The organism is Mesorhizobium sp. PL10 (assembly GCF_053714315.1).
Window position 1 is genome coordinate 60,634 of record NZ_JBSKBR010000011.1, and the last position, 14,312, is coordinate 74,945.

Below are 14,312 nucleotides of genomic sequence, written 5' to 3' on the forward strand. Positions count from 1 at the left end.
AACGAACCATAGCGCGATGTTAATTTAACGTCAATATGTGGGACATTGCCACGTAAGTCGACGCTGTTTTGGCTGTTGAGAGCGGTATCCGTCTACAAAGGTATCTGACTTAATTGCGTTTTTTCCTAGTTTCCATATCTCATCATGATTCGTTCATTCACGCCCACGATCCCATAGCTCGCCCTTCGAGCGTCTGCTTCTTGGATCTCGCAGCAAAATGGCGAATCCGGTGCACACATAAGAAAGGCTGGAGGTCGGAGCGCTTCAGTTTGTGTCGAATTCGACCGTGCAATCGCTGCCCGGCGGCAAACGGAAAGCGATGGCGGGCATCGCGAATGCGACCAGTCTCTGAGGTAAGCAGGCTACTGCCGCTGGCATTTCTATCGCCGAAAATCGTTTCGAAGATCATTGCTGGTGACCAGCCGATCGAAGCCCATCGGCTGACACGGCTGTCGGCACTTCCCCTCGCCTGGACCGATCAGGCTGCCCTCATCGGCCTCTGATTCTGACCATCAGGCGAGCATCGCTTTTCCAAAGAGTTGGCTACGGAAATGGGCCCCCAGAGACGAACCCCAGAATTCGGGACATTATGGGCCTAGGAGGCGGCGTCTCCGCCAAGCGTTGCCGCCAAGGCGCCGCTAACCTACGGAAATGTCGGCACTATTCTGAGACGGCCGAAAACACACCAAAACTGGCAGACTTAATGGTGGGCCCGGAGGACGTAATAAGATCGTTGATTTCATTGGCTTTTTCGTGGGCCAAAATCAGAAGTCTTCCCGTATCGTTCCGTATGGTTCCGCGACGCTTTCATCGTCAAAACTTGGCTAGATATGCATTGATGCACGCCTGCCTTGGGTAACTTCGAAGGCTGTGACAATCCACTTTGGTCTGCTGCGTTTGGTCCAGGTATAGCTGCAGAAACCGTACTTTTGGATGTTAGTTATCCTAGCGCCACAAGAGTGCCTGTGAAGGCCTGAACAGCCGCGCCTGCCTCGACTCAACTACCCGAGAGTTTGACTGGCAAGCGCATAGGTCACCAGTCCAGTTGAGCCGCCGACGGCAAAATCGTCGAGGGGCTTGCCCATCGACATGGTGAGCACCGTGTCGAAAACCGGCATTCCGCTGTGCGACAGAAACGCGGCGAACTCGCCATTGTCCATGTGGGTGTCTATGCGCAGGAATGACCCCGAATGCTCGGCCACGTGCGGCCGCACGATCGCCACGGCGTCGGCGTCACTTTCCGCCACGACCGGCCCTACGACATGGCCCCGCCCGAACGGCCGACAAAGCGCGAACGCGTTCAGCTTGTCACCCTTGAAAAGACCATAGCCGGCGGAGTGCGCGAAAAGCCTTTCGATGAGTGCCGCCCGCTTCACGCCAAATCCTGCCGCGTCGAGCGCGATTGTCGCGGGAATGTCCCTTGCGTCCAAAGTCCGGACATCGCCTCGAATATCTGCCGGCCCAGCCATCGTCTGCATCCGGGCGATGCCCTGGCATTGATAAACGGTCTTCTCCGGCTGGAAGTCGAGCGAGAGATAGAGCCGTCTTGCCGCGCGCGTTGCATTAAGGCGCAAATCGTGCCCGGCGACCTTGTCGAAGACCCGCTTCATCAGCCATTGCCCCGCTCCCAGCGTCTGGAGTCGCGGCGAGGTGATGACCATCCCCACGGTGGCGAAATCGGTGCCATGTGCGAACCACATGGCCGAGCCGAGAACCCGACCGATCTCGTCGAGCGCCACGAACCCCTCTCCCGATTCGCGCAGGAATTGCCAATCCTCGGCGCGGTGCGGCCATCCCACGGAGAGCGAGAGTGCATGCAGCCGGTCCAGCTCGACGCCTTCGATGTCGCCGATACGCATCGAGAAGGTGTCGATTTTCAAGTTTCCGGACGGCTTCAAGTCCATGCCTCTGAAATATCCCCGCAAATTGACCGGCGACACGCCGCAACAGCCCTTTGTCCACCAACGCTAAACAAACAGGCCCGTACGATTTGCTCGAAAGCCCCCTGCCAACGCAAGATTCAACTGAAACATTTCCGCTTTCGGCACGCAATCGCGCGAGAACGCAGACATCCTCTGCGGAAATGTAGCAGCACACAATCGTCGGCATCGATCCCGGCGATCCCGATATGCTTTGAGGGCTGGAATGGACGTCTTCGACATCCTCGACCGTCTCGTCGCCTTCCCATCGGTCGCCGGCAAGCCGAACTGTGACATCACCGACTGGATCGAGGCCTACCTCGCGGGGCACGGGGCGCAGGTCACGGTGCTGCCGGGGCCGGAAGGCGACCGTTTCAATCTTTTCGCGACGATCGGCCCTGCCGATGTCCCGGGCTACATCCTGTCCGGCCATATGGACGTCGTCCCCGCCGGCGAACCGCAGTGGAGCTCGGCCCCTTTTACGCTGCGCCGGGAGGGCGAGCGGCTCTATGGGCGCGGCACCACGGACATGAAGGGGTTTCTGGCCGCGGTGCTCGCGGCCGTGCCCATGCTGGCGAAGCTGCGCCTTGCCAGGCCAATCCATTTCGCCTTCTCCTATGACGAAGAGGTGGGATGCCGCGGCGTGCCGCATTTGATCCCCCGCCTTGCCGAACTTTGCGCCAAGCCGCTCGGCGTGATCGTCGGCGAGCCGAGCGGCTTGCGCGCCGTGCGCGGCCACAAGGGCAAGGCGGCCGCCCGTGTGACGATCAACGGGCGCTCCGGCCATTCCTCGCGACCCGACCTCGGCCTCAACGCCCTCCACGCCATGGCCAAAACGCTGGCTGCGATCGTGAGCGAAGCCGAGCGGCTGACGTATGGCCCGTTCGACCCGGCCTTCGAGCCGCCCTATTCCTCGCTGCAGGCTGGCGTGATCAAGGGCGGACGGTCGGTCAACATCATTCCCGACAGCTGCACGCTGGAGCTGGAGGCGCGCGCCATTCCGGGCGTCGACCCGGCCAGCCTGCTTGCACCGGCAAGGGCGAAGGCAGAGGCCTGTGAGGCCGACGGCTTTCGGGTCGAATGGACGCCGCTCAGCGCCTATCCGGCGCTGTCGCTGCCACAGGACGCGCCGGTGGCGGCGCTGCTGCAAGAGCTGACCGGCGAAACACCGATCGCCGCCGTCAGCTACGGCACTGAGGCCGGGCTCTACCAGGCGGCAGGGATCGATGCGATCATCTGTGGTCCCGGCGACATCGGCCGAGCCCACAAGCCGGATGAATACATCCTCACCAGCGAACTCGCCGCCTGCCAGCGATTGATCGAGGCGCTGGGCGCGCGTTGCGCGGCCTGAAGGGGAACCGGAATGACATTCCTGTTCAATTCCGATGCGCGGCGCGGGGCGATCTTCGCCGAAGCCTTCGCCAAAGAACTGCCGGACGTCCCCTTTACCATCGATTCCACAACGGTCGATCCCGACGCGGTACGCTATCTCATTACCTGGACCGCGCCAGAAGACCTCGCGCGCTACAGGAACCTGGAAATCCTGTTTTCCCTGGGCGCGGGCGTGGACCAGTTTCGCTTCGATGCCGTGCCGGCGAAGGTGAAGATCGTGCGGACGATCGAGGAAGGAATCGTGCGCATGATGCAGGAATATGTGACGCTTGCCGTGCTCGCCCTGCATCGCAACCTGCCCGCCTATCTGGCGCAGCAGCGCGCCGGCCAATGGCGCGACATCGGGCAACTCCAAGCCGGGTCGCGCCTGATCGGCGTCCTCGGACTCGGGCAACTCGGCCAAGCCGTCCTCGATCGCCTAAAGCCCTTCGGCTTTCCGCTCGCGGGCTGGAGCCGCTCGCCGCGGCGGATCGAGGGCGTGACCTGTCATCATGGCGAACTGGGGCTGGAGGAGATGCTCGCGGCCAGCGACATACTCATCTGCCTTCTGCCGCTGACCGAAGACACGCGCGGTTTCCTCGATGCCGACCTGTTCGCGAGACTGCCCAAGGGCGCGGCGCTCGTCCACACGGGTCGCGGGCAGCAGCTTGATCATGAAGCGCTTCTCGTCGCGCTGGACAGCGGCCACCTTTCGGCGGCGATGATCGATGTGACCGATCCCGAACCGCTGCCCGCGGGCCATCCGTTCTGGCCGCATCCGAAGATCATCCTGACTCCGCATGTCGCCAGCGTCACCCAGCCCGCGACCGCTGCGCGCGCCGTCATCGAAAACATCCGACGCCACCGCGCCGGCCTCGACCCCATCGGGCTCGTCGACCGGTCGCGCGGTTATTGAAATCCAACCTGAAAGGCCATCCCTTGGCGAGCCTGCTTTCAAGACCTGGGCGCAGGACGCGGCCAAGGGCGATCTCGTCCATACCGGCGTCTGGGAAGCGACGCCCGGCGAGACGCGCTCGATCAAGGGGGAGACTTTCGAGTTCTGCCATATCCTCACTGGCGTGATTGAAATCACGCCCGACGGCGGCGAGGCGGTGACCTACCGCGCCGGCGACAGCTTCGTGATGAAACCCGGCTTCACCGGTGTCTGGAAGACCATTGAAACGGTGCGCAAGATCTACGTCACGGTAGGGTAATGGCGTGCGAGCGAGGTGCTGGCCCCGCAAAAGATTTTGCCGTCCTTCATCGCTAGCACGCAACAATCATCCGCGACTGATCGTCGAACGGTGCATGCTACGCTCCTGCCCGCGCTAGGCTCCCGCAGAATGCTGCAAGGTGGTCGCCTATGAAGTTGAGCTTCGATCCGGATACCGTCTCCCTTCCTGTCGGCCATTTCATTGGCGGAGAGCTCATCGCGGCGGAGGGTGCGATCGAGATGCGCCGACCCTCGGATGGCAAGGCATACGCCGCCAGCCCCGTAGCCGACGTCGATATGGTCGACCGGGCTGTGGAGAGCGCCAAGGCGGCGTTGAAGGCCAGCAACTGGGGCGGTGTTCGGCCGCGCGAGCGCACAAAGGCACTCCAGGTCTGGGCCGACCTGATCGAGGCGGAAGCCGAAACGCTGGCAAAGATCGAGGCTCTGTGCTCGACACGGCCCGTCGGCCAGCTCGTCGCCGGCGACATCGCGGTGACCGCCGAGCAGATCCGCTTCTTTGCCGAATTCGCCGACAAGGAAGGCAGCGAGCTCGTACCCACGGACGACGTCACCCTTGGCATGATCATGAGCGAACCTTATGGTGTGGTCGGCGCGATCACGCCCTGGAATTTTCCTATCTCGATGGCCGGCTGGAAACTTGGTCCGGCACTGGCCGCGGGCAATGCGGTGGTGCTGAAGCCGTCGGAAATGACACCTTTCTCAGCCGTATATATGGCAGAGCTCGCCGTCAGGGCTGGCCTGCCTGCCGGGCTGATCAACGTGGTGCTCGGCGACGGTCCGACGACTGGTACGGCGCTGACCGGTCATCCCGAGATCGCCAAGGTCAGCTTCACCGGCTCGACCCGCGCCGGCTCGGCGATCATGGAGAATGTCGCCCGCACCGGCGTCAAGCCGATGACGCTCGAACTCGGCGGCAAGAGCCCGCAGCTTGTCTTTGCCGATGCCGATCTCGACAAAGCGGCATCCGCGATCGCCGGCAGCGTCACCTTCAATGCCGGCCAGGCCTGCGTGGCCGGTACGCGCCTGATCGTCGAGAGGGGCGTCGCCGACAGGCTGATAGCGGCCATCCTGGAGAAGATTAAGGCGGCGCGGCCCGGCCCGACCTGGGACGCGGCGACGCAGTATTCGCCCATCATCTCGGAGCGCCAACGGGCGCGTATCGACAGCATCGTGCGCGACGCGGTCGCGGCCGGCGGCGAATGCCTGACCGGCGGCAACAGCATGGACCATCCCGGCTATTTCTACGAGCCGACGCTTATCACTGATGTCGACCAGGCCAACCCCGCCATCGTTGAGGAAATCTTCGGCCCGGTGCTGACCGTACAGACCTTCGAGAGCGAGGAAGAGGCGCTGGCGCTGTCGAGCCATCCGACGTACGGACTGGCTTCCGGCCTGTTCACGTCCGATCTGTCGCGCACCATCCGCTTGGCGCGCAGGCTCGAAGCCGGCACCGTCTGGGTCAACCGCTACAGCCGCTCGCGCGATCACATCCTGCCGACGGGGGGCTACAAGCGCTCCGGCATCGGCAAGGACCTCGGCCGCGAAGCCTATCTCGCCAATCGCAGGACCAAGAGCGTCCTGATCAGCCTCTAGAGAGACGCCGATGAAATCCTATTCGATCGCCTTGATCCCCGGTGACGGCATCGGCTTTGATGTCACTGCCGCCGCCTGGACGGTGCTGGAAACGGTGGCCAAACAGGGAAGCTTCAAGCTGACGGGCACCGAGTTCCCCTGGTCCTGCAAATTCTACAAGGAAACCGGCCGCATGATGCCGGAAGACGGCATCGAAACCTTGCGTGGCTTCGACGCCATTCTTCTGGGCGCCGTCGGCTGGCCGGCGGAAGTGCCGGATTCGGTCTCGCTGCACGGCCTGCTGCTGCCGATCCGTAAGGCATTCGTGCAGTACGCCAACATCCGGCCGCACCGGCTGCTGCCGGGTGTGACGGGTCCGTTGCGCGCCGAGAGCTTCGACATATTGTGCATCCGCGAGAACACCGAAGGCGAATATTCGGGCGCCGGCGGGCGCGTGCATCACGGTTCGCTCGACGAAGTGGCGGTGGAGACCTCGATCTTCACCCGCACCGGCGTCGAGCGCATCCTGCGCTTCGGCTTCGAACAGGCGCGGGCGCGGCGCGGCAAGCTCGCTTCCGTCACTAAGTCGAACGCGCAGAAATATTCGATGGTGTTCTGGGACGAGATCACGCGCAAGCTGGCGGCGGAGTATCCTGATGTCACTGTCACCAGCTATCACGTGGATGCGCTCGCCGCGCGCATGATCATGGCGCCCGAGACGCTCGACGTGGTCGTCGCCTCCAACCTGTTCGGCGACATACTGACCGACATCGGCGCGGCGATCCAGGGCGGGCTCGGCTATGCCGCTTCCGCCAACATCAATCCCACTCGCTCGGCGCCGTCCATGTTCGAACCGGTGCATGGCTCGGCGCCCGACATCGCGCATCTCGGCATCGCCAACCCGATCGCCACCATATGGTCCGGCGCGATGATGCTGGAACATCTCGGCGAAACAGCCGCCTCCCGCAACATCATGAAAGCCGTGGAAGCGACAACCGCGCGCGGCATCGGCACCACTCCGGGCAAGGACAGGACGGAGGCCATTACGGCCGCCGTCGTCGCCGCGCTCGCCTGATTGCAAGGTCGTTTCCGATGAAAAACCTGAAAGACAAAAATCTGTTTCGCGAAGCCGGCCTGATCGGCGGCAACTGGGTTGCCGCCGGCTCCGGCAAGACGGTCGACGTTCTCGACCCGGCGACCCAATCGGCAATCGGCACAGTGCCCGACATGGGCGGCGCGGAGACCCGCGCGGCCATCGAAGCCGCGGCTGCCGCCTATCGGGACTGGCGCAAGAAGACCAATGCCGAGCGCGCGGCGCTGCTCGAAGCCTGGCATGGGCTGATGCTGACGCATCTCGACGATCTGGCGCTGATCCTGACCACCGAGCAGGGCAAGCCGCTGGACGAGGCCAAGGGCGAGATCCGCTACGGCGCCTCCTTCGTCAAATGGTTCGCGGAGGAAGCGCGTCGCATCAACGGCCATACCATACCCTCGCCCACCTCGGACCGCCGCATCATCGTGCTGAAGGAGCCGGTGGGCGTCTGCGGCATCATCACGCCGTGGAACTTTCCCAACGCGATGATTACCCGCAAGGTCGCGCCGGCGCTGGCCGCCGGCTGCACCATGGTCATCAAGCCGTCCGAGTTCACGCCCTATTCCGCGCTGGCGCTCGGCGTGCTCGCCGAACGCGCGGGCATCCCGGCCGGCGTCATCAACATAGTCACCGGCATGCCGACGGAAATCGGCAACGAGATCATGGCCAACGAGACGGTCCGCAAGATCTCATTCACCGGCTCGACGCGGGTCGGCTCGCTGCTGATGCGCGGCGCCGCCGACAGCGTGAAGCGGCTCAGCCTCGAACTCGGCGGCAACGCGCCCTTCATCGTCTTCGACGACGCCGATCTCGATCTCGCCGTCGAGGGCGCGCTCATCTCGAAATTCCGCAATGGCGGCCAGACCTGCGTCTGCGCCAACCGCATCCTCGTCCAGGCCGGCGTCTATGATGTGTTCGCCGCGAAGCTGACAGCCCGCGTCAACGCCATGACGGTGGGGCCAGGCACGCAGCCCGGCGTTGCCATCGGGCCGATGATCAACATGGCAGCGGTCGAGAAGATCAACCGCCATGTCGAGGACGCGCTCGCAAAGGGTGCGTCGATCATCACAAACAAGCCGGCCCTGCCGGATGGTTCGCAATATGTCGCGCCGCTGGTGCTGACCGGCGCCACGCATGACATGCAGCTCGCCAGTGAGGAAACCTTCGGCCCGGTCGCGCCGCTTTTCCGGTTCGAGACGGAAGAGGAAGCGATCGCGCTGGCCAATGGCACGCCCTACGGGCTTGCCTCCTACTTCTACACCGAAAACCTAAGACGTGCCTGGCGGATCGGCGAGGCGCTGGAGTTCGGCATGGTGGGTTTGAACACCGGCTCAGTCTCGATCGAGGTCGCCCCCTTCGGCGGCGTCAAGCAGTCAGGTCTTGGACGCGAGGGCGCGCAGGCCGGCATCGAGGAATATCTGGAGATGAAGAGTTTTCATATGGGAATAGGGTAGTAGGGAATAGGGCAGTAAGGCAGTAGGGCAGTAGGGAATAGAGTCCTTACTGCCTTACTGCCTTACTGCCTTACTGCCTTACTGCCTTACTGCCTTACTGCCTTACTGAATCCGGTCCAGCGCCTTGTAGTAAAGGCCCACCATCGGCAGGAACCAGGGCTTGCCGGAATAGCCGGGAATGGCGGGCCACTCGAGCCCCTTCAGCGGATTGCGGTCCTCGCGGCCGAGCACGGTATCGGCCATGATCATGCCGAGATGCGTGGACAGCTGGGCGCCGTGGCCGGAATAGCCCATCGCGTACCAGACCCCGTCATGATAGCCGGCGCGCGGGAAGCGGTCCTTGGTCATGTCGACCAGCCCGCCCCAGCAATAGTCGATATCGACCTTGGCCAGCTGCGGGAAGATCGTGGCCAGGCTCGCCTGCAATATCTGGCCGCTCCTGGCGTCTGAGCGCTGGTCCGATGTCGCCGAGAAGCGGGCGCGGCCGCCGAAGATCAGGCGATTGTCGGGCGAAAGCCGGAAGTAGTTGCCGATGTTCATCGAGTTCACGCAGGTCCGGTTGCCCGGCATGGTGGCAGCGATCTCGGTCTCGCTCAGCGGCCGCGTGGCGATGATGAAGCTGCCGACCGAAATGATCCTGCGGCGGAAATAGCCGAAATTGGGCGTCGTGTAGGCGCCGGTCGCCACCAGCACATTGTCGGCGCTCATCTTGCCCCGCGAGGTCGTCAGCTCATGCCTGACGCCAACCTGCTTGCGCTCCGTCACCCGAGTGTGCTCGTGAATGACCGCGCCATGGCGGGCTGCGGCCGTGGCCAAGCCGGTGACATAGCGGCCCATATGCATCATGGCGCTCTTCTTCGACAGCATCGCGCCATAGAAGGGCGAACCGATCTCCGATTTGAGATCGGCCGCCGACAGCAGCGCCGTGTCTGGATCGACCTCGGCGTGGATGGCTTCGAAGTTGCGGGCGATCGCTTCAAAGTGTTGCGGCTTGGAGGCGAGCTTCAGCTTGCCGGCGCGGCGAAAATTGCAGTCGATACCCTCCTCGACGACCAGCGCCTCGATTGTGTCGACGGAATCGTCGAGCGCCCGATAAAGCGCGATGGCGCGCTCCTTGCCGAGCTCCGCCTTGGCCGAGAGATAGCTGTGGGCGAGGCCGTTGTTGAGATGGCCGCCATTGCGGCCGGACGCCCCCCAGCCGACCCGCTCCGCCTCGAGCACGACGACCTTGGCGCCGGCCTTGGCCAGCCGGTACGCGGCGGCAACGCCGGTGAACCCGCCGCCGACGATAGCGACATCGTAGTGCCCCTCGACCGGGCCTGGTGCCCCGCCGGTAAAGACAGGGGCCGTGTCGTGCCAGTAGGAGAGCAGTTTCATCGGCAACCCGCCTGTTCTAGACTTTTTGTCTTGACGCAATTCCCAAGGGCAAGCGCTACGCGCTTGTTGTTCTAGAGACCGACCACGCCCGGAAGGCCCGATATATCCGGGATCTCGACATAGCCATAATACGGATTGGCCGGTTCGTGGCCGCGATTGACCCAGACCTTGTTCTTGATGCCGAGATCGTGCGCCGACATGAGGTCGTAGCGGAACGAGGACGAGCAGTGAAGGACATCTTCAGGGCCGCAGCCCAGCATGTCGAGCATGTATTCGAATCCCCTGAAGCGGGGCTTATAGGACTGCGCCTGCTCGGCGGTGTAGACGGCATGGAAGGGCGCGCCGAGCTTCTCGACATTGGACATGATCTGCGCGTTCATGGCGTTTGACAGGATGACGAGCGGAATTTCCTTGGCGACCTTGGCCAGGCCGGCAGGAACGTCTGCGTGGGGGCCCCAGGTCGGGACACGCTCATACACCATTTTGGCATCGCCGGGGCTGAAGGCGACGCCGTTGCGCTTGCAGGCCCGCTCAAGCGAATTGTGGACGACGTCGGCATAAGGCTTCCAGTCGCCGAGGATCTCGTCGAGCCGATAGGCGGCGAAGTTCTTGATGAATTCCAGCATGCGCGGTTCGTCGAGCCGGCTGCCGTAGAGATCGCGCGCCGCTTCCGCCATCTGGAAATTGGTCAACGTGCCATAACAGTCGAAGGTGATGTATTTGGGCCTGAAGGAAGCCATAGCAGTCGATCTCCGGTGGAAGCACACAAAGGATGGATGTCCTTCATCATAAGCGGGCAGGCGTCGAGCCAACTGACCGAAATGGCCCTTCCGAAAGCAGAAAGTTCCGTATCCGCCGTCCGGTTTGGCACGCTGTAGCATGTTGACGGCCAATCGGAGCGCCTTCCTAGACCTGGAAACACGTCCGCAGCAGACGGCGCCAGCACAAGATGCGGCGCACGCCTCGCGCTACGGCGAAAGATATCGCCGAAGCCGACGCCTTCAGACGATCTGCGGCGCGATGATGGTCGAGACTTATGGGCAGACGGAAGGACGGCTCATGCAGCAGGACGAGATCGAAATCCGCGACTTCGGACCGGATCATATCGAGGGTGCCGTGGCGCTTTCTCGTCAGGAGAACTGGCCGCATCGCCCGCAGGACTGGCAGATGGCGTTGCAGCTCTCCAGCGGCGTGGTTGCGCTCGGCGACCAGGGTCAGGTCACCGGAACCATCCTGGTGACGCCCTATGGCGATGATTGCGCCATGATCAACATGGTGATCGTCGACAGGAATGTGCGGGGCAAGGGGCTCGGCCGCCGGCTGATGGAACAGGCCATCGCGCTTGCCGAGGACCGTCCGCTGCGGCTTGTGGCGACGCGAGACGGCATGCCTCTCTACGAGAAACTGGGCTTCGTGCCTTCCGGTACCATCGTGCAGCATCAAGGCAGCGTCGCAGCGCTGAGCGCTCCCGGCGGCGTGGAGGCTGCAGGCGCCAACGACCTGCCTGATATCAAGGCCATGGACCGCGACGCCTATGGCGCCGACCGCGAAACCCTGATCGATGCGCTGGCCGAGCGCGGGCATTTCGCGGTCATCCGCCGCAATGGCGACATCGAGGCCTATGCTGCGATCCGTCCGTTCGGGCGCGGCGAGGTGATCGGCCCGGTCATCGCCGGAAATATCTACGACGCCAGGGCCTTGATCAGCTTCTTCGCCGCGTCGCGCACGGGCGCCTTCCTGCGTCTGGATACCGACAGCAGGACCGGCCTCGCCGATTGGCTCACTGAAATCGGCCTCGCTCATGTCGGCGGCGGCGTGACCATGGACCGTCCGTCTAGGCAGGACGCGGCCCGGCCAAAAGTTTACGCCCTCGCCAACCAGGCGCTCGGTTAGTTCGGAGGATATCAATGCTCGCCAATTCCCTGATCGAACTCGATCGCGCCCATCTCATCCATCCGGTCTCGTCCTATCGCGGCCATGAGGCGCTTGGCGTACGGGTGCTGAAATCGGCGAGGGGCGCAACCGTGACCGATGCATCCGGCAAGCAGCTCGTCGACGGTTTCGCAGGGCTGTGGTGCGTCAATGCCGGCTACGGCCACGACAGCATCGTCGAGGCCGCCACCCGGCAGATGCGCGAGCTTCCTTATGCCACCGCCTATTTCGACCTCGGCTCGGAGCCGGCCATCCGGCTCGCTTCGGAGCTCGCCGAGCGCGCGCCCGGGGATCTTAATCATGTCTATTTCACGCTCGGGGGGTCGGACGCGGTCGACAGCACGATCCGCTTCGTGCGCTACTACTGGAATGCCAAGGGCGAGCCGCAGCGCGACCAGTTCATTTCGATCGAGCAGGGCTATCACGGGTCATCGGTGGTCGGCGCGGGCCTGACTGCGCTCCCCGCCTTTCACGCCGGTTTCGGCATTCCCTTCGAATGGCAGCACAAGATCCCGTCGCCCTATCCCTACCGCAACCCGGTTGGCGAAGACGGCAGCTCGATCATCGCCGCGTCGCTTGCCGCGCTGAAGGTCAAGATCGAGACGATCGGACCGGAGCGGGTTGCCGCCTTCTATGCCGAGCCGATCCAGGGCTCGGGCGGCGTCATCGTGCCGCCGAAGGGCTGGATCAAGGCGATACGCGAACTCTGCCGGTCGTACGGCATCCTGTTCATAGCCGACGAGGTGATCACCGGGTTCGGCCGTACCGGTCCCCTGTTCGCCTGCACGGAAGAGGACATCGTTCCCGATTTCATGACGACGGCGAAGGGGCTGACCTCGGGCTATGTTCCGATGGGCGCCGTGTTCATGGCCGATCATGTCTATGACGTGATCGCCGATGGCGCCGGCAATTCGGCGGTCGGCCATGGCTACACCTATTCCGCCCACCCCGTCAGCGCCGCCGTCGCGCTCGAAGTGCTGAAGCTCTATGAGACCGGCCTTTTGGAGAACGGCATCAAGGCCGGCGCCCGGCTGATGGCAGGATTGGAGCAACTGAGCGACCATCCGCTGGTCGGCGACGTGCGCGGTCGCGGCATGCTTGCCGCGGTCGAACTGGTGACCGACAAGCAGAAGAAGACGCCGCTTCCCGCCTCGGCGATGCCGGCGCGGCGGGTCTTCGACAGGGCCTGGGACAACGGCCTGATCATCCGTGCCTTTGCGCATGGGGTTCTGGGCTACGCACCGCCGCTCTGCTGCACGGACAGCGATATCGATGCGATCATCGAGCGCACGCGCCGAACGCTTGACCAGACGCTGGCCGATCCAGATGTCCGTCAGGCCATGGCATGAAAGGCGGCGATTTCTTCGCATCTCGAAATATCGCCGGGGCGGACGATTTCGCAATTTTGTGCCGCGGTCCCGCGGCTTTTCGGCGAATCCAGCGCGGGGGAAGTGCCAGACTACAGGTAAGACAAGGCCAGAAGCCCGTATTTCCGGGCACTCGAAAAAGGCCGACGCCCCGGACAGCACGGAATTTTGTTCTGTTCAGCACATGCATTTCGGCCGCGCGCAGAGGAGAGCCAGTCTTGGCCAGGGGCTTTAGCGAATTCAAATACATGACCTTCGACGTCGTCGGCACGCTGATTGACTTCGAAGGTGGCATCACGACCTGCCTGGCCGGGATTGCCGCCGACGCTGGCGTTTCCGTCGATGCCGAAGCCGCGCTGGCCCTGTATCGGCAGGCCCGCTACATGCCCGATGCGGGCCTGTTCCCCGATGATCTCGTACGTGTCTACATGGTCATCGCGCCGCAACTCGGCCTGCCGGCCGAAGAGAAATACGGCGTCCGCCTGCGGGACTCCGCCAGCGCCTGGCAAGGCTTTCCCGACAGCGCAGCGGCATTGGCCGAGCTTGCGAAGTCACACAAGCTGATCGCCATGACCAATGCCCGGCGCTGGGCGCTCGACCATTTCGAGAAGCAGCTCGGATCGCCCTTCTTCGCCACCTTTACCGCCGACGATACCGGAACGGAGAAACCGGATCCGGCGTTCTTCCAGAAGGTCTTCGACTTCGTGGCTGCCCGAGGCGACAGCAAGGACGACATCCTGCACGTCGCGCAAAGCCAGTACCACGACATCGGCATCTCCCGGGCGCTCGGCATGACCAATTGCTGGATCGAGCGCCGACACGCCCAGAAGGGCTATGGCGGCACGATCGAGCCCGAACGCTTCACCAAGCCGGACTACCACTTCACCTCGATGGCGGCCCTGGCGGCGGCCGTGCGGGAAAGCCTGAAGGAACGAACCTGAACCAGGCCGGAAAGCGCGCGGCAAGACGAGCATCCGGACAGAGAAATCAACA

General features: G+C 63.4%; 12 protein-coding genes. 9 read left to right on the top strand and 3 right to left on the bottom strand.

Translation table 11 applies throughout. The features are described 5' to 3' along the window. Nucleotides 1–1,001: 1,001 nt before the first annotated feature. On the bottom strand, nucleotides 1,002–1,904 hold the full coding sequence (locus ACWGTO_RS18925) for a GNAT family N-acetyltransferase (protein ID WP_454576326.1): 903 nt from the start codon (nucleotides 1,902–1,904) through the stop codon (nucleotides 1,002–1,004). 241 nt (nucleotides 1,905–2,145) lie between these two features. On the opposite strand from ACWGTO_RS18925, the gene argE reads away from it, so the two are divergent. From argE to ACWGTO_RS18955, 6 genes are all read left to right on the top strand, one after another. After that, nucleotides 2,146–3,270: an acetylornithine deacetylase gene (gene argE, locus ACWGTO_RS18930; RefSeq protein WP_454576327.1), complete on the top strand. Its 1,125-nt coding sequence runs from the start codon at nucleotides 2,146–2,148 to the stop codon at nucleotides 3,268–3,270. 12 nt (nucleotides 3,271–3,282) lie between these two features. Then, nucleotides 3,283–4,206, top strand: coding sequence for a 2-hydroxyacid dehydrogenase (locus tag ACWGTO_RS18935; RefSeq protein ID WP_454576328.1), 924 nt, complete (start codon nucleotides 3,283–3,285; stop codon nucleotides 4,204–4,206). After that, nucleotides 4,091–4,504 (top strand): cupin domain-containing protein, encoded by a 414-nt coding sequence (locus tag ACWGTO_RS18940; RefSeq protein WP_454576329.1) that lies wholly within the window; start codon nucleotides 4,091–4,093, stop codon nucleotides 4,502–4,504. The genes ACWGTO_RS18935 and ACWGTO_RS18940 overlap by 116 nt, the downstream gene beginning before the upstream one ends. 149 nt (nucleotides 4,505–4,653) lie before the next feature. Further along, a complete protein-coding gene (locus tag ACWGTO_RS18945) occupies nucleotides 4,654–6,117 on the top strand; it encodes an aldehyde dehydrogenase family protein (RefSeq protein ID WP_454576330.1) in 1,464 nt (487 codons plus the stop codon). Between the two features lie 10 nt (nucleotides 6,118–6,127). Next, nucleotides 6,128–7,171, top strand: a complete 1,044-nt coding sequence (locus ACWGTO_RS18950) for a tartrate dehydrogenase (protein WP_454576331.1) — start codon at nucleotides 6,128–6,130, stop codon at nucleotides 7,169–7,171. Between the two features lie 17 nt (nucleotides 7,172–7,188). After that, complete coding sequence (locus ACWGTO_RS18955; RefSeq protein WP_454576332.1) at nucleotides 7,189–8,643, top strand: NAD-dependent succinate-semialdehyde dehydrogenase; 1,455 nt, start codon at nucleotides 7,189–7,191, stop codon at nucleotides 8,641–8,643. A gap of 102 nt (nucleotides 8,644–8,745) precedes the next feature. Here the strand turns inward: ACWGTO_RS18955 and ACWGTO_RS18960 are convergent, their stop codons facing one another. Together ACWGTO_RS18960 and ACWGTO_RS18965 are read right to left on the bottom strand one after the other, a co-directional pair. Further along, nucleotides 8,746–10,020 (bottom strand): NAD(P)/FAD-dependent oxidoreductase, encoded by a 1,275-nt coding sequence (locus tag ACWGTO_RS18960; protein ID WP_454576333.1) that lies wholly within the window; start codon nucleotides 10,018–10,020, stop codon nucleotides 8,746–8,748. A gap of 71 nt (nucleotides 10,021–10,091) precedes the next feature. Then, a complete protein-coding gene (locus tag ACWGTO_RS18965; RefSeq protein WP_454576334.1) occupies nucleotides 10,092–10,760 on the bottom strand; it encodes a haloacid dehalogenase type II in 669 nt (222 codons plus the stop codon). 319 nt (nucleotides 10,761–11,079) lie between these two features. Between ACWGTO_RS18965 and ACWGTO_RS18970 the strand changes: the two genes are divergently transcribed. From ACWGTO_RS18970 to ACWGTO_RS18980, 3 genes are all read left to right on the top strand, one after another. Then, on the top strand, nucleotides 11,080–11,913 hold the full coding sequence (locus ACWGTO_RS18970) for a GNAT family N-acetyltransferase (protein ID WP_454576491.1): 834 nt from the start codon (nucleotides 11,080–11,082) through the stop codon (nucleotides 11,911–11,913). 14 nt (nucleotides 11,914–11,927) lie between these two features. Beyond that, nucleotides 11,928–13,301 (top strand): aminotransferase class III-fold pyridoxal phosphate-dependent enzyme, encoded by a 1,374-nt coding sequence (locus ACWGTO_RS18975; protein WP_454576335.1) that lies wholly within the window; start codon nucleotides 11,928–11,930, stop codon nucleotides 13,299–13,301. 266 nt (nucleotides 13,302–13,567) lie between these two features. Further along, on the top strand, nucleotides 13,568–14,260 hold the full coding sequence (locus tag ACWGTO_RS18980; protein WP_454576492.1) for an HAD-IA family hydrolase: 693 nt from the start codon (nucleotides 13,568–13,570) through the stop codon (nucleotides 14,258–14,260). The last annotated feature ends 52 nt before the right edge of the window (nucleotides 14,261–14,312 follow it).